General features: G+C 57.7%; 14 protein-coding genes, 1 pseudogene and 1 riboswitch. Of the genes and pseudogenes, 5 read left to right on the top strand and 10 right to left on the bottom strand.

Annotated elements, in window-relative coordinates; translation table 11 throughout:
• Positions 1-21 precede the first annotated feature (21 nt).
• Entirely contained in the window at positions 22-1,077 is a 1,056-nt protein-coding gene (locus tag K1W69_RS18500; protein ID WP_220229896.1) for an ABC transporter substrate-binding protein, read from the bottom strand.
• Positions 1,078-1,285: 208 nt separating this feature from the next.
• Between K1W69_RS18500 and K1W69_RS18495 the strand changes: the two genes are divergently transcribed.
• The 3 genes from K1W69_RS18495 (at position 1,286) to K1W69_RS18485 (ending at position 6,212) form a co-directional block, all read left to right on the top strand.
• Positions 1,286-2,536, top strand: a complete 1,251-nt coding sequence (locus K1W69_RS18495; RefSeq protein WP_220229895.1) for an adenylate/guanylate cyclase domain-containing protein — start codon at positions 1,286-1,288, stop codon at positions 2,534-2,536.
• Between the two features lie 270 nt (positions 2,537-2,806).
• A riboswitch (cobalamin riboswitch) is annotated at positions 2,807-3,010 on the top strand.
• Positions 3,011-3,192: 182 nt separating this feature from the next.
• Positions 3,193-4,245, top strand: a complete 1,053-nt coding sequence (gene lpxD, locus K1W69_RS18490) for a UDP-3-O-(3-hydroxymyristoyl)glucosamine N-acyltransferase (protein WP_220229894.1) — start codon at positions 3,193-3,195, stop codon at positions 4,243-4,245.
• A 263-nt stretch (positions 4,246-4,508) separates the two neighbouring features.
• Complete coding sequence (locus tag K1W69_RS18485; protein WP_220229893.1) at positions 4,509-6,212, top strand: mechanosensitive ion channel family protein; 1,704 nt, start codon at positions 4,509-4,511, stop codon at positions 6,210-6,212.
• Between the two features lie 306 nt (positions 6,213-6,518).
• On the opposite strand, the gene K1W69_RS18480 is transcribed toward K1W69_RS18485, so the two are convergent.
• The 8 genes from K1W69_RS18480 to K1W69_RS18445 form a co-directional block, all read right to left on the bottom strand.
• Positions 6,519-7,282, bottom strand: a protein-coding gene (locus K1W69_RS18480; RefSeq protein WP_258571176.1) for an IS5 family transposase whose coding sequence is annotated in 2 segments (ribosomal slippage) — positions 6,519-6,941 and positions 6,944-7,282 — 762 coding nt in all. Because the reading frame shifts where the segments join, the coding sequence is not laid out codon by codon here.
• Between the two features lie 77 nt (positions 7,283-7,359).
• Positions 7,360-8,130: an enoyl-CoA hydratase/isomerase family protein gene (locus K1W69_RS18475; RefSeq protein WP_220229892.1), complete on the bottom strand. Its 771-nt coding sequence runs from the start codon at positions 8,128-8,130 to the stop codon at positions 7,360-7,362.
• A complete protein-coding gene (locus K1W69_RS18470) occupies positions 8,123-10,009 on the bottom strand; it encodes an AMP-binding protein (RefSeq protein ID WP_220229891.1) in 1,887 nt (628 codons plus the stop codon). The genes K1W69_RS18475 and K1W69_RS18470 overlap by 8 nt, the downstream gene beginning before the upstream one ends.
• On the bottom strand, positions 10,009-11,505 hold the full coding sequence (locus K1W69_RS18465) for a sugar ABC transporter ATP-binding protein (protein ID WP_220229890.1): 1,497 nt from the start codon (positions 11,503-11,505) through the stop codon (positions 10,009-10,011). Before K1W69_RS18465 ends, K1W69_RS18470 begins: the two co-directional genes overlap by 1 nt.
• Entirely contained in the window at positions 11,502-12,590 is a 1,089-nt protein-coding gene (locus tag K1W69_RS18460) for an SMP-30/gluconolactonase/LRE family protein (RefSeq protein ID WP_220229889.1), read from the bottom strand. Before K1W69_RS18460 ends, K1W69_RS18465 begins: the two co-directional genes overlap by 4 nt.
• Positions 12,587-14,701, bottom strand: a complete 2,115-nt coding sequence (locus tag K1W69_RS18455; RefSeq protein ID WP_220229888.1) for an ABC transporter permease subunit — start codon at positions 14,699-14,701, stop codon at positions 12,587-12,589. The genes K1W69_RS18460 and K1W69_RS18455 overlap by 4 nt, the downstream gene beginning before the upstream one ends.
• A 68-nt stretch (positions 14,702-14,769) precedes the next feature.
• Positions 14,770-15,738: a sugar ABC transporter substrate-binding protein gene (locus K1W69_RS18450; RefSeq protein WP_258571175.1), complete on the bottom strand. Its 969-nt coding sequence runs from the start codon at positions 15,736-15,738 to the stop codon at positions 14,770-14,772.
• A 52-nt stretch (positions 15,739-15,790) separates the two neighbouring features.
• A complete protein-coding gene (locus tag K1W69_RS18445; RefSeq protein ID WP_258571174.1) occupies positions 15,791-16,765 on the bottom strand; it encodes an ABC transporter permease in 975 nt (324 codons plus the stop codon).
• Positions 16,766-16,854: 89 nt separating this feature from the next.
• On the opposite strand from K1W69_RS18445, the gene K1W69_RS18440 reads away from it, so the two are divergent.
• A complete protein-coding gene (locus K1W69_RS18440) occupies positions 16,855-17,898 on the top strand; it encodes a helix-turn-helix domain-containing protein (RefSeq protein WP_370688270.1) in 1,044 nt (347 codons plus the stop codon).
• A gap of 284 nt (positions 17,899-18,182) precedes the next feature.
• Positions 18,183-18,359 (top strand): annotated as a pseudogene (locus K1W69_RS18435) (transposase); the annotation flags it as partial.
• A gap of 1 nt (position 18,360) precedes the next feature.
• On the opposite strand, the gene K1W69_RS18430 reads toward K1W69_RS18435, so the two are convergent.
• The gene (locus K1W69_RS18430; protein WP_220229884.1) at positions 18,361-19,854 is read right to left on the bottom strand and encodes a tripartite tricarboxylate transporter permease; all 1,494 of its coding nucleotides are present in this window, start codon (positions 19,852-19,854) and stop codon (positions 18,361-18,363) included.
• Positions 19,855-19,860: the final 6 nt, after the last annotated feature.

Below are 19,860 nucleotides of genomic sequence, written 5' to 3'. Positions count from 1 at the left end.
TTTGAAGTCCGCAGACGCCATTTACTTGTTCAGCAACGCATCGAACGCCTGACGCATCTCGTCCTGGTGTTCCGCGATCCAATGGAAATCAGTTGGCGTTTGCTCGGCCAGATTCTCCGGCGACGTCACTCGCAGCTTACGGTTTTCCTGGCTGAGCTGCTCCGTCGCGATACGGTTCGCCGTGTCGTAAAAATAGGTTTCGGAAAACGTCCGATGGGCTTGCGGGCGCGCCATGAAGAAGTTCAGGAAATCATAGGCTGCGTCCTTGTTCGGCGCGTCCTTCAGGATAGCCCAGTAGCCGACGATCGGCACGTGCTGGTTCCAGGAAATGGCGATCGGATGACCTTCACGCATCAGCTGCAGCGCCCGGCCAGACCACATCCAGGCCATAACGCAATCGCCCTGTCGCATCATGTCCTGGCTTTCATTGCCGGTTTCCCACCAGCCTGAGACATTCGGCTTGAGTTCTTCAAGCTTGCTTACGCCCCGATCGATATCGAGCGGAAAGAGCTGGTCCGGATCTGCGCCGTCGGCCATCAGCGCGATCATGATCATCCAGTGCGGCGTGATTGCGGGCAGACAGCGCTGACCGGGAAAACGTTCGACGTCCCAGAAGTCGACCCAGGACGAGGGTCCCTCATCGGGAAAGGCGTCGGTATTGTAGGCTATGACGCCGCCCCCGATGGTGCGAAGCAGTCCATAGGTCGCGCAGGTGTTCTCGATGCCGAATTCCGCAGCGTTGGGTATGCGGGAGCAATCCAGTTCCTCGAGAAGGTCGCGCTCGTGGAAGAAGCTCTCCGGTTGCGCCGTGACGATATCCCATTCGACGTCTCCGGAGTCTTTCATGGTTCTTGCCGTATCGAACTGCTCCGACGTGAAAGCCGATACATGCGTAATCCTTGTGTCGGATTCGCTGGTGAATGGTTCAAAGAAAAGCGTCTCGAGAGCGTCTTGGAGAGTTCCGCCGGTTGACACGATGACGAGCTCGTCTTCCTGCGCGAACGCAGTTCCTGCAACCGGCGCAACGCCAAGGGTTGTCAATGTCAGAAATGGAAGAAACAGAACCTTGAAATTCATGATAACGTGCTCCGGTCTGGGCGTTGCAACAATGATATGCCGCAAGCGCTATAACATGTTTTATTCATGCGCCGTGTTACAATCTAAATGTGCAATTAAAAAAATATTCAACCGTTTTGATCGGGTTGGAACGCCGTCGCGTCGGGCTTTCATTTTATGATCACTTTCACGCCTTAACGTCGATTCCCTGTCTGATCGAAGTGACGAAATGAGCCCATCCCAACCTCCCCCCGAAGCAGTCTCCCGCCCGGGCATCGCCTCGTGGATCACTGCAGCCGGTCTGGCGGGCGCCGCTGAACCTGACCTTTTGTCGGGTTTCTGCGAGCGTCTGGTGAAAATCGGGTTTCCGCTGTTGCAGGGCTCGGTCATCATCGACACTTTGCATCCGCTCTATGAGGGGCGTGTTTTCCGCTGGCGCCCGGACACCGAAGAGCCGGTCACAATTGCGGAATATGGCCGGACCGGCGGTGACGGCATCGAGGAGGCGGCCTGGCGAAGGAGCCCCTTCTTCCATCTCTATACGTCCGGAGAGACATTGCTTCATCACCGCATCGCGCCGGGCAAAAAGGCGGACTATCCGATCATTGACGAACTGGCGCAGGAAGGCTGCACGGATTACGTCGCGATGATCCACCGGTTTGGTGTGGAAGGGGTGATCGGCGAGATGGATTGCGTCTATTCCTCCTGGACGTCCGACAAACCGGGCGGCTTTTCTGACGACCAGGCGGCGGAGCTCAAGCGCCTGGTCGCCCATCTTGTGCTCGCCTTGCGCAGCGCTTCGTTGTCCCGGATCGCCGATACGCTGGCGCAGACCTATCTGGGACGCGAGACCGGCCGTCGCGTCCTAGCCGGAACGATTGTTCGCGGCGTCGCCGAGAAAATGAGATCGGTGATCTGGTTCAGCGATCTTCGCGATTTCACCAGAACCGCAGACACCGCGCTGCCCGAGGAGATCATTCCCTTTCTTAATGACTATGCGGAAGTGACAATCGATTGTGTGCATGAAGCCGGCGGCGAGGTTCTCAAGCTCATGGGCGACGGGGTGCTGGCGATCTTCAATGCCGACGATACGGGCGAGGCCTGTCGCGCCGCTTTGCAGGCTGAAAAGGCGCTTCGCGAACGCACTGCCGTCCTGAATGGTGAGAGAAGCGCGGAAAACCATGCGGTGACCAATCCCTATGTGGCCCTCCACGCCGGAGAGGTTTTCTATGGCAATATCGGCAGCAGGGAACGTCTGGATTTTACCGTGGTCGGGCCTGCGGTCAACGAAACCAGCCGGATCTTGGCGTTGTGCAGTTCGCTGAAGACAGACGTCTTGATATCGCCGGCGTTCGCCGCTGCCGCCAGCGAGGCGGACAGCGCGTCCTTCGTCTCGATCGGTCGCTACGAATTGCGCGGCGTCGAGGAAATTCAGGAACTGTTTACAGTGCACGAAAGCGCGCGTTCGACACACAGCTAGCGTCCTGATCGAATATTACGTTTGGACCGGTCGCGTCGCATAGTCTGGCGAACTTCAGATTCGGGCCACTAGTGTGGTGGATTTGAAGTTCCTTAAATTGTAGCAGCTGTATCATACAGGAACTTCAAATCCGTAAACCACACTAGAAACATTATCTTGCTAGCGCCCTTGTCGAATCTGAAGTTCGAATAGAGCGTGCTGCAGGATGTAACGAACTTCAGATTCGGGGCACTAGCGCGATGGTTGGTTGTGTTTTCCGGCCGCCTGTGTTTACTAGCGATTGCTTATGGTGCCGCCGGATTCGTTCAGGCGGATAATTGGGAAGCCGGTTGAAGGCCGGCGCTGCCCCCGCAACGGTATTGAAGCCGCGCCCGACACGATCCACTGGACAACGACTTGTCCGGGAAGGGTGTCGGAGATGTCCGCAAGGACAGGCTTTTAAGCCCGGAAACCAGCCATGAGCGAGACAGTCGACTGATCGCGGAGGGCGGTCCTGAGGCAACGAATAATCGGCGATCTTTCGATCGGGTCCGACTGACGTTTTCCTCCATGTTCACCCAGCCCTCAGGCGCAGGCAGAATGGATCGTCTCCATTGGGCTGGCGCAGGCAGTCGACACGCCATTTGGAATCCTTTCCGGCGTAGCCGGAATGTCCCTTGCAGGAGGACAGAGTATTGGTTGGTGATCCGCAATTCTTTCAGGGCGTCGGTCCGTTCGACGTGGCGACTGTGGCGCGGCATGCGGAGGGCGACGCCGATGCGTCGGAAATCCTGCTGGAAGGCGTGGCGTCGCTGGAGGAGGCGAGTGAGCGTCAAGTCAGCTTCCTGGAAAATCGCCGCTATCTGGCGACACTGTCGAACACGAAAGCCGGAGCCGTCATCATACATCCGGCGCTTGAAAGCCAGCTTCCGAAAGGCTCCATCGCAATTCGCTCGACCGAGCCCTACGCTGCATGGGCGCGCGTCTGCAGTCTGTTTCATCCCGTTGTTGACCATGCCGGCGACGTTCACCCGACGGCTTTTGTCGATCCGCTCGCTGTCGTCGACAGTTCGGTCCGCATCGGCTCCCACGCGGTGGTGGAGGCCGGCGCCACAGTCGCCGCCGGTTGCCGCATCGGCGCCGGAGCGACGGTCGGGCGCGGCGTTTCCATCGGTTCCGACTGCGTCATCGAAAGCAATGCGAGCCTCAGCCACGCCATCGTCGGATCGCGAGTCCATATCGGAGCAGGGTGCCGCATAGGCCAGCCGGGATTCGGCTTCGCCAGCACGAAGAGCGGGTTTCTCGCAATCCCGCAATTGGGACGCGTGATAATCGAGGATGACGTGCGGGTCGGCGCCAACACGACGGTTGACCGTGGATCGGCCGCCGACACGATTATTGGCAAGGGCACATGGATCGATAATCTTGTCCAGATCGCCCACAACGTCACGATCGGACAGTACTGCGTCATCGTCGCACAGGTCGGCGTCGCGGGTTCGACGCAGATCGGCAATTTCGTGCGGATCGGCGGACAAGCGGCGATTGCAGGGCATCTCGAAATTGGCGACGGCGCCAGCATTGGCGCACAGGCCGGCGTCATCAGCAACGTGCCGCCAAAGGCGGAACTGCTGGGCAGTCCGGCGCAGCCGCGACGGGATTTCTTCCGCCAGATCGCCAGCGCCAGACAGGGTTCAAGGGCGCGCGGCGCCCGTGCGACAGAAGGACAGTAGCGTCCGCGACGGCGTGGGAGGCCGACCGGGTTCGCCGCTTTTCGCCAGTCAGAATGAAACGCCAGGCCAGACAAAAATCAGCCAAACACCAGACTGGAACCTTTCTCCGGCGGTCGCGTTAGATCACCTCAAGGGTTGCCGCCTGGATGTCATGGCGCAATCTCGATCGATGCCGGGCAGTGACTCCTCCCTCATCGATCGAACTGCTTACGGACGCGAGCGCAACCTCTGAATCAATGTCTGAAAGACCAGAGGTAAACGGTTTGCGTCTTCGGAAACGTCCGCGTTCTTCCTTCCTGTTCGTTGCCATCGCCATCATTGCATGCTTCGCCCCGTTGTCAGACGGGCATGCGCAGGAGATGGAAAACTGGTTTCAGGTGGATGTCCTGAACACCGGTCTTGGCGAAATGCCCGCAGAGGTCGATCGTTCGACCCCGCAGGGCGCGATGGAGAGTTTCCTGAACGCGACCCGCGCCGACAATCCTCTGGTTGCGGCGCACCTTCTCGATCTTTCGGACATCCCCGAGACAGAGCAGGCCGAGGCCGGGCGGGACCTTGCCGAAAAACTCGGCAAGATCATCGAAAGGCGTCTCTGGATCAGCTGGAACGAGTTGCCGGACCGGCCGGACGCCATGCAGGAGAACGGATCCACCAACAGCGCGGGCGTCGGGCGGCCGCGCCGCAGCCTGCAACTGGAAATTCTAGATCTCGACGACCGTCCGGTCGCAATCCGGATGAACCGCGTGAAACCTGTAACGGGCGACGCCGCATGGGTGTTTTCGCGTCAGACAGTCGCCAATATCGATGCCTTGTACGAACATTACGGCCCGGGTTGGCTGGAGCGTCAACTGCCTGATTCCTGGCGGCGTCAGGCGCTCTGGTCCCTGAAACCGTGGGAATTCGTCGCGCTGCCGGTCGCGATTGTCATTTCACTCAGCGCATTCTTCCTGTTTCGCTGGGGCCTCGGCCTCCTGGCGGGGCGCCTGAAATGGGAGAATGGCAAGATCGCGGCGCAAGCGGCGCGGACTCCGCTCGCGCTGTTTTTCTCGGTCTTCTTGCTGGACTATATCGCAAGCAGGGCCTTGGCCTTTTCTGCGCCCATCATGGCCGTTCTTACGCCCATACTGACGATCGCGATGGCCATCGCCATCACCCTTGCCGCGTTGCGCTCGATCGACAGTATCCTCAATGTCGTCACGCATCGCTATGTCGGAAAAATAGACGACGAGCAGAGCGCGCAGGAGCGAAGCTTCTATACCTCCATATACGCCTTGCGGCGTGTCGTGCTTCTGGTCGCATTCGCGTTCGGCGCCGGCCTCGTGCTCACGCAATTGCATCTGTTTCATTCGCTGGGCATTTCGCTGCTGGCTTCCGCGGGTGTCCTGACGGTGATCCTCGGCATCGCCGGCCAGTCGGTGCTGGGCAACATACTGGCGAGCCTCCAGATCGCGATCGCCAAGCCGATCCGGATTGGCGACAGCGTCTATTACGAGGGCGACTGGGCCTATGTGGAGGCGATCTTCTATACCTTCGTGAGATTGCGCACCTGGGATGATCGCCGATTGATCGTGCCTGTGCGCTATTTCATATCCAATCCTTTCGAGAACTGGTCGGTGCAGGACTCGAAGATGACGCGGACATTCACGCTTCTCCTCGATCATTCCGCCAATGTGGAGGCCCTCAGGAAGGCGTACCTGGAGTTCGCGTCCGAAGACGAGGATGTCATGGAGAGCGCGGAGCCAAAGGTTCTGGTCGACGATCACGACCAGAACGGACAGCACGTCCGCTTCTACGCCACGGCCGGCGATCCCACCGCCGCCTGGCAGATGCACGCCAGGCTGCGCGAAAAGATGCTGCGATGGGTGGAGGAGAACCATCCGCAATGGTGGCCACGCGAACGCATTGTGGACGTCGGCAAGGGCAATGTCGCGGCGACAGCCGGAGGCGTGGACGACGCCGGCGGTTGACGGCGACTGTAGCTGCGTTCCGGCTCGAGCGGCGCAAGTGTCCGACCGACCGTCTGAAAAGCTGTATTTTCCTGAAAGATGGCGGGCGTGACTGGGAAACTCACCATACTAGAAAAGTGCTGGTTTACAGGCCTTCCTGCGGTGCCAGTGAGGCGCGATGTCTCACTTTCGTATCTACATTTAGCAGTAATACGCCATTTTTTAAGGGTATGGGGTGAGTGGAGCCCTTATCACTGGATGCATTGGATATTCGCATTTCGAAGTTTCGAACTGCTGTCGCTGAATAGCCCCTAGGGTCAGGACTCATCAACTGAGCCAGAAGATACAGGTTACGGCAAGTGTGACAGCAGCCATGAAGACGTCGGCGCACCTGTCGTATCGGGTTGCCATCCGGCGCCAGTCCTTTATCTTCGAGAAGGTGTTTTCGATCTTATGTCTCTGTTTGTACGGGACTTTGTCGAATTCTATCTTCGCCTTGCAATTGGCTTTTGGCGGAATACATGCCGTGATGCCTTTGGCGCTGAGTGCAGCGCGCCATTCGTTGCTGTCGTAGCCTTTGTCCGCGATCAGTACTCTTGAACCTGGAAGACAGGGATAAACGATCTTCGCCCCGATATGGTCCGAGACCTGTCCGGCAGTCAGCGCCAAGATCACCGGTTTGCCTTCTCCATTGATGACGGCATGCAATTTGGAATTCAGACCACCTTTCGTCCTGCCAATGTGGCGGGGAACATCCCGTCCCGCGGACTTGCAAGACTGCATGCAGTCCTGTGAGCCTTGATGTGGGTAGAGTCGATCTGCACCGTGTCCGGCTCGCCAGCCGCACCCGCCAGGCCACTGAAAATACGATCAAAAACACCCAGCCTGCTCCACCTGACAAAGCGGTTGTAAAGTGTCTTGTGAGGCCCATACCCGGCAGGCGCATCGCACCAGCGAAGACCGTTCTTGACCACATGGATGATGCCGGAAATGACCCGGCGGTCATCGGTTCGCGGAACACCATGGGAAAGAGGGAAATAGGGGCGCATCCGGGCAAACTGTCGATTGGACAACCAGAACATATCAGACATCAGAAAACTCCTTCGTTTCCTGCTTTGAATCTGATTTGCCTGAACCCGAAAACCCCCTTAATCAATAGGTCCTGACCCTAATAGTCCGGTGTACGTTTTTCGATGAAGGCGCGCAGTCCCTCGTCAAGATCAGCGCCATTCACGTGTTCGGCGAATTGTCCGATTTCCGCAAGGCCGGTAACCGGTTCGCCAGCGCGCGCCGAAATCAGCTTCTTGATCCTGCGCAAGACTTCGGGGCTGCCACGTGCGATGTCTGATGCCAGGGCTTGAGCCCTTTCCAACAGCTTATCGCCGGGCACCACCTCTGAAACAAGGCCCCAATCCCTCATGGTTTCGGCATCGACGAGTTCCGCCGTGTAGAATAGCCGCGCCGCGTTGGCCGGACCGATCTTGCGCGGCAGCCTGACCGTGGCGCCGCCCGCCGGTACGATGGCGTAGCGTGCATGGCCATCGCCGATTTTCGCGTTCTTGGCCGCCAGCACGATGTCGCAGCACAGCAGCAGCTCTAGTCCGCCTGCAGCGGCAACTCCGTTCGCCGCGCCGATGACCGGCACCGGAATGTCCTCGATCATTTGCAGAATGGTCTGGTTATACGCGAGCTCGTCGAGCAATGCCTGCTTGTCGACGTCGATCGCACGTTTGAATCCGATTAGATCGCCGCCTGCGCAAAAGGCCCTGCCAGCGCCCGTGATTATGACCGCGCGAACGCCTGAAAAATCTCCGAGCGCGCGGACGGTCTTCTCGAAAAACGTCATGGCTTTGCGCGAGAGGGCGTTCAGTTGCTCGGGCCGATTGAGTGTGATCGTCAGGACATGCCCATCAACAGATAAAAGCACCGGATCAGCCATTTACTGCCTCCACTATATAGGTTTGAGGCAGAGGTTTGAGCGCTTCAGTAAGCTTGGCAAGGTCGCCAGCACTTGCGTCGCTGACTTCTATGCGGACGATGGTCTGCTTTTGGGCATCAAGGCTGACGTCGATGTCTAGCGCTGTGTTCCTACTAAATATACCCGCCGCCTCGCGCCGGATTTTCTCCTTTATTGCCGCGTCGCGTAGTGCCGGTTTGAAGATTTTGCCGACGGCAGTCACAGGAAGCGCATCGAGGGGAAGGATAACCTTCGGGCGGGCCGGGAGTTCGTGAATATTGGTTTGCAGGTAATCTGACAGGGCGGCAAAGTCGATCGTTGCGCCCTCAAGTGGGACAACAAAAAGGATCGGTACTTCGCCGGCATACTGGTCCGGCATGCCGACAGCGGCGCTGATCTGTACACCCGCGAACTGATTGGCGACATCCTCGATAGCCGCCGGATCGATATTGTGGCCGCTGCGAACGATCAGGTCTTTTTCGCGGCCCGTGAGGAATAGCCGCTGATCGGCGGAGAGATAACCAACGTCACCGGTCGTCAACCAGCCGTCCTCGGAAAGCGTACCGATATTGTGGGCCGGGTCTACATAGCCGGGAAACACCTGCGGCCCACGCACCTGAACCAGCCCGCTTTCTCCGGGCACACAGATGTGCACCTCTTCGGTGTCCAGTGAGACGATCCGGGTCTGAGAAAAAGGGGCCCGGAAACCGACACTGCCCATTATGGATTCTCCCAAGCCCGGGTTGAAGGCGATAGCTGCTGCGGTCTCGGTCATGCCATAGGTTTCGAAAATCGTGACGCCGGTGACGGTTTGGTAGCGCTCGCCAACCGCGCGCGGAAGCACTGCGCCACCGGTCATGGCCATGCGGATTTGAGACACATCGGTGCCTGGCTTCCAGCTATTGGTTTGCGCACCCAATGAGGTTGGTACGCCGCCCACCACCGTAGCTTTGAAATGTTCAACTATTGTCCAGTAGTTGGCGATCACAGCCGGTGGCCGCAAAGCGTGGGGCGAGGGCACGACCACATGCGCCCCTGCGGCTAGCGGTGCCAGCCCCACAGTCATCGTGCCGCCGACATGGAAAAATGGTAGTCCGTCTATGGCGACGTCGCACTCATCATAGCCAAACACCTGCGCGAAGCCGAAGGCGGCGTGTATCTGGTTACCATGGGTCAGCTGCACGAGTTTCGGCCGGCCTGTCGTGCCGCCGGTATGGAACAGCGCGCAGACGCTATCGCGGTTGGAAACGGGTTCGAAGGCAAGCGCACTGGAGGCGTGCTTCGCCAGCTCGGAGGACAGGACTTCATAGCCGGCCCCTGCTTTTGCGCCATCGCCAAGTACCAGAACATGACGGAGTGTTGGCACCTTGGCGAACACGCCTTTGGCCTTGCTCCAGCATGTGGCATCCGCCGCTTCGGATGCTAGCACCAGAACACTCGCTTTTTGCGCATTCAGCAAGTCGATGATCGCGTCGGCACTGAGCAGATAGTTCAGTGTGCTGGCGACCCCAGCGACTTGAGCGCCAAGCAGCAGCGCGGGCAACTCGGGCAGGGTGGGGGCGAGAAAGGCGACGACGCCCGTCCCGGGTGCGATACCGAGTGCGCGGAACATGTTGGCCGCTCGGGTGACTTCGCCAAGTAGTTCCTTGTGGGTTAGCGAAATGCCGACATCGTATGGATCCTCGGAGCGCAGCACCGTAAGCGCCTTGCGGTCTCCTACATGCATGGCGGTTGCCAGCACGAGGTCGTAAAGATTTCGCGCCGTCACCAGTTCGTCATAAGGCATCCCTTCAATGGCGATCACATCGTCGATGGTGCGTACGGGCAGAACGGGGCGAGTGGTCTTCAGAACCGGAGTCATCAATGTACCGCCGCGAACATGATAGACTCTTCTTTTGCCTGGCTACCGTCAAATTCCTCCACCACGCGGCCCTGACGGCAGACCAGGATACGGTCAGATAGGTGCAGGACTTCGGGCAGATAGGACGAGATCACCAGAACCGCGATGCCATCATCGGCGAGCTTGTTGATAAGCTGATGGATTTCGGCAATCGCCCCAACATCCACACCACGGGTCGGTTCGTCAAAAATAACCAGTTTCGGTTTTTGAACCAGGGCCTTCGCCACGACCACCTTTTGCTGGTTGCCGCCCGACAATTCGATAACCTTGGCATCTGCGTTGATCGCCTTGACATTGAGTGCCTTGGTCCAGTGCTCGGCCAGCGTGCGCATCTCCTTCATCGAAATGATCGGAGAGTCGGCTTGCCCGCCTGCCAACGCGCCGAGATAAATATTGTAGGCAATCGACATGGTTTCGAAAAAGCCCTCGGACTTGCGATCCTCGGTGACGTAGATAATACCGTCTTTCACGGCAGGCCGGGGCACCCGGTAGCGGACTGGTCGGGCTTCGAACTGTACGTTGCCGCCATGGAAAAGGTCACGCTTGAGAACCCCGGAGACGACTTTTGCGGTTTCCGTGCGGCCCGAGCCGATCAGGCCAAACATGCCGGTGATTTGCCCGGCGAACACCGAGAACGAGGTATTGCGTACGACGTCGCCCATCGAGAGGTTTTGCACGCTCAGAACCTTGCGTCCCGGTTGGCGAGTCTGCCGGTCTTGAAAAGAGCCATACAGTTCCTCGGTGAGCGATCGCCCCACCATTGCCTGTACAATGAGCTCCCGGTCGAAGTTGGAGGTATGGTCGGTGACCACATGCTCGCCATCCCGCATCACGGTGATGCGGTCCGAAATCTGCAGCGCTTCCTCAAGGGCGTGGCTGATGAAGATGATGGAGACACCGCGCTTTTTAAGTCGCCCGACCAGCGCAAAGAACTGGTATTTTTCCTCGGGCGTCAGCGTTGCTGTCGGCTCGTCGAAAATAATGACCTTGGCGTTGTGGTGTACGGCGCGGGCAATCTCGACCATTTGTTTCTGACCGGCGCCGAGACTGCTAATCAGTGCCGCCGGGTCTACATGAAAATTCAACGATTGCAGGAATTGCTGGCCCGCAATGTAGATGCCGCGCAGCCGATGGAACGGCTTGTCATCCATCAGGTAAAGGTTTTGCGCCACGGTGAGCGAGGGCACGAGGCTTGTTTCCTGATAGACCATCGCGATGCCATTTTTAAGGGCGTCGGCGGGAGTAGGCAGCGCAACCTTCTCGCCACTTATGAAAATATCGCCCGATGTCGGCTCGACCACACCGGCCAGCATCTTGGTCAGCGTGGATTTGCCGGCACCATTCTCGCCGAGAAGCGCGTGCACTTCGCCGGGGTTTAGATCGAAATCCACATCCTTGACGGCGGCAACGCCGCGGTAAAGTTTGGTGCCTTTGCGCAATTCGAGAATCGGCGTCATGATCGTGATCCCGCCGGTTCGACCGGCACCCTGACAACAACGCCGTGGCCACGTGATGCGGCATAGACAGTCCCGTTCAGTTCGACAACCGAAGTGATACCGTGCGTTACACCGTCGGCGCGGCTATGCAGGCCTGAAACCGGCTGGAAATTTCCATCGAGTTCAACGCAAAGACCCGCCGACATAGTTGGTGCCCAGGGTTTGAGTTGCCCCAGATGCTTGACACCGCCGCCCTGCAGCGGCTCGTAAAAGCTCCGGCCTGACTGTAATTTTGGGGAGACCCAATAGTCCTTCGGGATGTCCTCCAGCATGCGCGCGCAGTAACCCGGTTCGCGCAGGACAAATTCGACAAGCTGGCTGCGCGGCGCAAATGCCGCCAGCCACCAGCCTTTTGGTGACGCGGACAAACGTCCTGGATAAGCTGGCAGGTCATGATAAAGCGTCTCGGTATGTTTCGGCTCAAATGGGTCGAGCCGGATCAGTCTGTGTTTCCAGGATTCGGAGACAACCAGTCCCTTTTCATCGATTGCGATCCCGGCGGGCCATGCGAGACCATCGGTCAGCAATTCGGACCTGCCGTTTGAAAGCCCAATCCTCCATATGCTGCCCGATGCGTTGCGTTGCAATAGATCGCGCTGCCAGTCTTCGGAGGCGTTACTGGCTGAACCGTTTGCCAGATAAAGAACGCCGTCTTTCTCAATCATTGCGGTAATGCAGTTGACATCCGGGGCAGCGCGAAACCGCTTGCCGTCCTCGGCGCCGCCATGAACCACGATGTCGCCGCTTGCAAGAGCAATGCCCAGCCCTTCTTTGCCAATGGGTGCGATGCAGGTGATGTCCGCATCAACTTTACAAAGCGATGTCCAGCGGTCTTTCGGACCGAGGACGCAAACGGTGCGGCCCGATGTTGCGAAAAGCTTTCTGCCCGACTCGGCCAGACAGTCTACATCTTCAAGCGGATAGCGCTTATCGGTATCGTCCAGAATGCGATTGGGTTTCAACGCGCCGTCTAGTGGCGGCACCGTTACGGCGGACTCGCCGCGACCGAAGAAATTGTCGATGGCATTCATAATTGCCCCGATCATGACTGCCCCCAGTAGGAGGCTAAGCCAGTCCAGCTTTTGTCGGCACTTTTGAGCTTCAGTTTGCCGATGCGGTTGTTGAGGATGCCGCCGATATAAAGGTACCCCTTATGCTCACGCATTGAGGTGATCATCGGATGGTTCTCTCCGCCGCGATCCCACATCACATCGAGAATGGTGCCGGTCGCGTCGAAGCGCACGATACAACCGGTGTTGATGTTGGGGTAGAGCCATTCATCAGGGGCGATGCGGCGCGCCATGCGGCGGCGGAAGCCCGGCATTTTAAGCGCCAGATCGAGGGACGGCGTGCGGATGCCGACAAGAGCTAGCCAGAAGGTACCGTCCGACGCACGATTTATGTTGTCCGGGTAGCCGGGAAGATCGGGAATGACCGTTTCGACGGTTCCCTTTTTTGGCCCATCGAACCAGTAGCGGGAAACGGTGCAGGCCCAGGTTTCGGCAAAGAAGAACGATTGGCCGTCATGGGCCATACAGATGCCATTCGGGAATTTGAGATTCCGCAAAACTGTGTGCGTAGACTTGCTGCTAGGATCGTAGCAGATGATCCGTCCATTGCCGCGCGACTCCAGCCCATCAACCGGCCATTCATGCATTTCGTAGCGAACCGTCGCCTCTGAAAAGAACACGCGGCCATCGAGCGCGACATCAAGATCGTCGGCTAGGCGCAGCCGGGAATCGTCGATAACCGACAGCCAGGAGCGGTTCGTCTCGTCAGTTAGCTTTTCGATTTCGCGGTCCTTGGTGACCCGATAGAGCCCCATGCCGCCGATGCAAACCAGAAGATCGCCATTTTTGTCGAAGGCGAGCCCTAGTGGCCGTCCGCCGACATGGGCGTAAACTTCGTGCTGCTTATAGTCGGGTGCGAAAAACCGGATGACATCGCCAGTACGATTGCCGGTGTAGATATTGTCGTCGTCATCGAGAATAATGTCTTCGGGCCCGTCGATTTCTCCAAGGCCAATCAATGTGACCGGCGCCAGCTTGTCGTTGACGGCATAGGGCGAGTACGAGTCGGTTCCCGGCGGCTTTGGCAGAGAAGCGTAGGCTGGCGACACATAGACCTTTGAGACCACCTTATGTAGGTTCTTGATCCAGCGCACATCGATTGCGACGGCGGTAAATAGCACCAGCCCCAGCATCAGCGAATTGGCCCCGGCGGGCACACCCATCCTAATAAGACCGTTGACCATAATCATGGCCGTGATCGAACCGATGATCGCCTTGGCCGCCGAACCGCGTCCGCCGCCAAGGCTGTTGCCGCCAAGGACGGCCGCAGTCAGCGCCATGATTTCAAGGCCAACGCCGGTATCCGCTCCCGCTCCGCCCAGCCGCGAGGCAAATAGCAGGCCCGAAAGCGCAGCTAGCACACCGGAAACGACATAGGTTGCACAGACAACCCGGCGGACGGGAATGCCGACATTGTGGGCCGACCGGCGCGAGCCGCCGGTGGCTAAAACCTGCCAGCCGATACGCGAGCGGGAAAACACCAGATGAATGATAATCGCGAGAATAATGGTTAAGACGACCGAAAAAGGAACGCCGAACACCGAACCTTCGCCGGGGTAATACCAAGAGTCAGAGTCGATGAAGGTGCTCGCGATTGCAACTGAGTAATTCAACAACAGCATATCGACCACTGCGCGTACGATGATCAGCGTCACGAGCGTAGTCAGGAAAGCGCGTAGGCGCAGATAGCCAACCAGCAGGCCATTGACAAGGCCGACGGCAGCACCACAGGCAAGGGTGCCGAGAACCACCGCCCACATTGGCCAGCCCGCCACAGCGATCAACGCCAGCGCCACGATGTTGCCGAGCGCGAAGGTGGAACCGATACTCAGATCGATGCCGCCCGCGACCATTACGATCATAAGTGCCAGCACAAGCAAACTGAACTCGCCCCATTGACGGGTCAGATCCGAAATACTGGACGGACCGAAGAAATCGGGCATCGCAAAGCTGAATGCGCAGACGACGGCCAAAAGGATCAGCAGGGGGATCGCATTGTCGATCCAGCGCTTGCTGAGAACTTCACCGACGAGATGGTCGGGGACGAGGCGGTATCGCCAGCGCGTAAGGGTGTCGGTCAGGGCCATGAACGTTCGCTTGTCGGGGAACCGGGACGCCAACGGACGCCCCGGAGTTTGTTAAAATGGTCGCAGGATTATTGACCGGGCAGCTTCCAGCAGGTGCCCGAATCCATGTTGTCCGCGGTTATGAACTCCAACTGGGTGAACAGCGTTGTTTTCATCGCGCCGGGCTCGGGCTTGAGCTGCAACAACTGCTTGATGATGTTGGCGATGTCGCGGGCCTGACCGGGCACGTTGTAGACCACGGACTCATCGAATGAGCCTGCGGCGATTGCATCGCAAGTCGCTTGATTGCCGCCGCCCTGGGTCAACAAATAGACATCCTGTCCACTTTCCTTGATCGCGGCGGCGGTGCCCACATCCATCACATCCCAGAATCCGGTGATGGCGCAAAGGTCGGGATGCTGTTGGATGACAGTAGCCGCAATATTCTTGGCCTTGGTGGCATCCCAGTCAGCAGCCTGATTTGAGACCAACTGGATTTCCGGGTGATCGTTCAAGACTTCGTTAATGCCCTTCATCTGATAGATGCTGGCAGCGGCGGTCAGCACGCCCTGCGTTACCGCGACCTTGCCGCTCTTGCCATTGTCAGGTGAGCATAAGTCGACCAGACGCTGACCGATCTGCCGGCCCATGCCCACATAATCGGCGCCCACGAAGGCGTCGGTGGAATAGGCGGAGCGCATATTCACCTGAACGACATAGATGCCGGCCTCTTCAGCCCGCCGGAGCAGGCGCGCATAGGACTGGACATCCGGGTTGTGGACCACGATCACATCAGGTTTCTCGGAAATCAGCGAAGTAAGCGCCTGAGCGCCAGCGGCCGTGTTGAAGTTCGGGTCGCGTATTTCAATGGTGACACCGAGCGGTTCGAGCGCCGATTTGATGCCGGCGGCCCAGCCCTCGGTCAGGTCAATACCCATGGAGACGGGCAGAAACGCGACCGTCTTGTCCTTGAAGCTGTCATAGTACGGCGCACGCGTCGGATCCTCGATGTCCTGTGCGGTTACCGCGCCGGTCGTGGCTGCCAGCGCGGCGGCCATGATGATTGCCTTTATCCGTCTCATAGTTGGTTCCTCCCTTTCGAGTACGGGTTTAGATGTCCCCCTGCTGCGCGGTCTGCTCGTCGCGGGGGTTGAGAAGTGTGTCGATGACGATGGCTGTGAGCAGGATTATGCCCTTGATTACGTTTTGCACTGTGTACTGAATGTCCATTATGGTCATGCCGTTAAGAAGCACGCCGATCAGCAGAGTGCCGACGATGGCGTTGCGGATGCCGCCCTTGCCGCCGGACAGCCCAATGCCGCCGAGCACGACAACAAGAATGACGTCATAAATGAGCGTGGAATTGGAGATACGCACGTTCATGCTCGCCACCGAGGCGGCCGTGACGCAGCCGGCGAGAAAGCCGATAACCGATGAAATCATATATTGCATCAATATGATCGGCCGCGTCGGTACACCTGTGATGCGTGCCGCAAGCAGATTGTCGCCAACGGAACGCAGATAGCGGCCCTGCCGCGTGTAGCGCAGAAACAGGAAAGCGAGTGCGCTGACTAGCGCAAACATATAGATGGGTGCGGGAACACCGAAAAGCGTGCCTTGACCAACCCAGGTAAGTGCATGCGCATCCGGCGGCATGTAGACGATATCGAGGCTGAATAAAAAGTAACGCCCGAAACCATAGACCGCTGTGCCCATAGCCAGTGTCGCAAAGATCGCGGGTATTTCCACATAGGCGATTAAGAACCCGTTCAAAAGGCCGATAAGGAGGCAAAATCCGAGGCCGAATGCCAGCGCCTGGGCCATCGGCATGCCGCTTTCCGCCAGTTGCAGCGACCACGCGACGGCGACCGCCATGGTGGCGACCAAAGAAAGATCAATGCCGCGGCCGATGACGACCAGAGCCATCGCGACGCCCAGAATACCGAGGATCGACACGCTGCGGACGAGATTAAGCAAATTGCTGGCCGTCCAGAAGCCCGGCAGAAGCAAAGCGAAACCAAGGCACAACACCAGCGCCAGTGCGAGAACGATCTTTTCCTGGGTTGGCTGCCCCAAAAGCCCCATCTTGTTCCTCCCAGCGCCGCACATGGGACGCGCGACGTCGGAGGTAAAAAATATGGCGTTCGAAACCGGATTTCTTTCCCGAGAGCGCAGTGGACTTTTCCGAGCGCGCAACGGTGGGAGTCGGTTTGCGGGATATTCACACCTATGATATTGAACGTACTGCAACACGTGCTGTCTGGGGGGAGGAGCTCGTGGATATTGTGTTCAATACTGAAGGCATTGTGCCCGCCAAGCGCTACGCATCTTGGCGGGATGCCATTTGTGATGTCTATGTAAATGTCGAAGTCGATGCGACAAAACCCGAGGAATACAAAGGGTTTATTCGCGAATCACAATTTGGCGACGTGGTGCTGACCGACATTCTGCTCTCCGAACAGCGCATCAATCGCAATCGACAGCACATCGCCCGTCTCGACAAGGATTGCTATTACCTGCACTTCCTGCAGTATGGCAGCGTCAACGTGCTGCAGCACGGGTCCACACTTCATTCCAACGCGGCGCGCGGCGCGATTTTCAGTGCGACCGAGCAGTATGAACTGCAGGTGGTCGGGGAAGGGAGGGCCTTTTATCTCGAAGTTCCGCGCGACCAGCTGGCGTCGAGGTTGCCAAGGAACGCTATTCCCGTTTCAGCTGAAATTAACACCACGCAGGGGCTCGGTCGGATTGCAGCTGAGTTTTGTGCCTCGCTCGCCATGGAAAGCGAAAATGTCAAAGGCGAGTTGCGCAGCGGGCTCGGCTCTCAATTGATCGACATCATAGCTTTGGCGTTGATGGCCGGCGAAAGCGATTTCCCAGCGCTCGACGGTTCGGTGCAGCGCGCGCGGCTTCGATCTGTTCAGCAATGGATCGAGCAGCACCTTGGGGAGCCCGATTTAAGGCTCGAACGGATCGCTCATGCGAACAACATGTCGCTGCGCTATCTGCATATGCTGTTTCGCCAATGCGATATGTCGGTTTCAGACTGGATCTGGCACAGGCGGCTACAGCGTAGTTATGATCTCATTGCCAGGCGCGATGGTCGCTCGATCACGTCGATTGCGTTCGAGCACGGTTTCAACAGTTCGTCGCACTTCTCCACTCTGTTTCGCCGGAAATATGGTATCAGGCCACGCGATTTGAGTCGCTCCGATTGAGGGAGCGAAGGTAGAATACAATTTCTGTTTACGGTTGTGTATGTGAAAAACAGGGCGCCAACTGTCGCGCTTTGGCGATGCAAAGTGACCTGCTCCCCTGAATTGTCCCCGCTTTGAGGTTAGCCTGTTCCCCAACTGATGTGCTCCCCGTCTTTGGATCGCCCCGAGCCGGAATTTTCGGGGGTGGATATCTCATGCAGCGGCTGACGTGCTTCCCGGTTTTCGGAGTGTTCTGAGCGGGAATTTTCCATTTGTGATCCCGATGATGGGAGAAGGAGAGCTCCATGAAGAAGTCGAAGTTTTTCGAGGTGCAGATCGCCTTCATCCTGCTCCAGGCAGATGAAGGTACACCGGTTGCGGAAGTTTGCCGCAAATCCGGGATCAGCGATGCAATGTTTTATACCTGGCATAAGCGCTATGGCGGGCTGACCCAGTCGGAGGTCAAGCGGATGCGTTGTTTAATCAATCAACGTTCTTCCGACTCAGGCGCAGGCCCATCCAAAGCGAAATAACACCGATTGCGATCAATGCAATTGATACGGGGCTATCGACAAAAATCATCGGATCTCCACGAGAGATCAGTAGCGCACGCCTGAAATTGGATTCGATGATTGGTCCAAGGACGAGCCCAAGCAAGATTGGAACGATCGGATAACGGTTCCTTTGCGCGATGAGACCGATGACTCCGAACATGACCGCTACCGCGACATCAAATATGCTATTGCGGATCGCATAGGAACCTATGACTGAAAACAGTACGATCGTCGGAACGAGGTAAGCGGGCCGGACATAGGCAATCAGGAACGCGTACCGGGCGAAAATCACAGCCAGCACGAAAAGAATCGGAGCTGCCAGTAAGACTGCAGCGTAGAGTGAATTCACGATCTCCGGGCTCTGCTGGAACAACATCGGTCCTGGATGAAGGCCATGAATCATGAAGCCCCCAAGCATGACGGCCGTTGCTGCCTCACCGGGCAGTCCAAGGGCCAATGTTGGCACGAGAGCACCGATAGCGGCGGCGTTGTTTCCTGCTTCTGCAGCAGCCAGCCCTTCTTCAGAGCCTTTCCCAAATTTTTCTGGTTCTTTGCTCGTACGCCGGGCTTCAGCATATGGGATGAAACCGCCAAGCACAGCGCCCGGGCCAGGTATAGCTCCGATCCCAGTTCCAATAATACCGGATTTCAACAATGTAGGCATCAGACGTCGGAAAAGTTTGAAGCTTGGTAGTTCCACCTTGAACCCCGACATTCGAGACTCGTCATTGGCAGACTCGTCTGTGCGTTTTGTCAGGAGATCTTCAAAAACCTGAGATAGCGCAAAGAGGCCTATAAGCACGGGGATGATATTCAGACCACTGGCAAGTTCGAACGAACCGAATGTAAATCGGCTGGCTGCAGTAATCGGGTCAAGACCAACGGTAGAAAGCAGGAGCCCGAGCAGTGCCGCTATCATCCCGCGCACTGCGGACTGACCGGCGAAGGACGCCACCACCGTAAGGCCGACCAGACCCAACAGGAAAAATTGCGCCGGCCCAAATTGAAGAGCGCCACGCGCCAATAGTTGAGATGCGAACGTCATGATTATCGCAGCGCAGATAGTACCAGAGGCTGACGCAGTAGCATGGACACCCAGAGCAAAACTTGCACGGCCCTGCTCGGTTAGCGAATATCCATCGAGCATGGACGCCGAAGAAGCAGGTGTTCCCGGCGTTCGAACAAGAATACCAGGCACTCCTCCGCCATGTATGGCTCCTACAAAAATGCCGATCAGTAGTGAAACGCCAAGTTCGGGAGGCATGCCGAACGTAAGCGGAAGCGCCAGCGCAATGCCCATTGTGGCTGTAAGCCCGGGAATCGCACCAACTACAATACCAAGACCAATGCCACCGGAAATAATGCCAAGGCGAAGTGGAGATGAAAGCAGTTCAGCAAGTGAAGCAAAGAGTTCAGTGAACATAGTGTC

This window comes from Flavimaribacter sediminis, from assembly GCF_019492055.1.
Taxonomy (GTDB): Bacteria; Pseudomonadota; Alphaproteobacteria; order Rhizobiales; family Rhizobiaceae; genus Flavimaribacter; species Flavimaribacter sediminis.
This window is presented reverse-complemented; position numbering and strand designations above follow the sequence as displayed.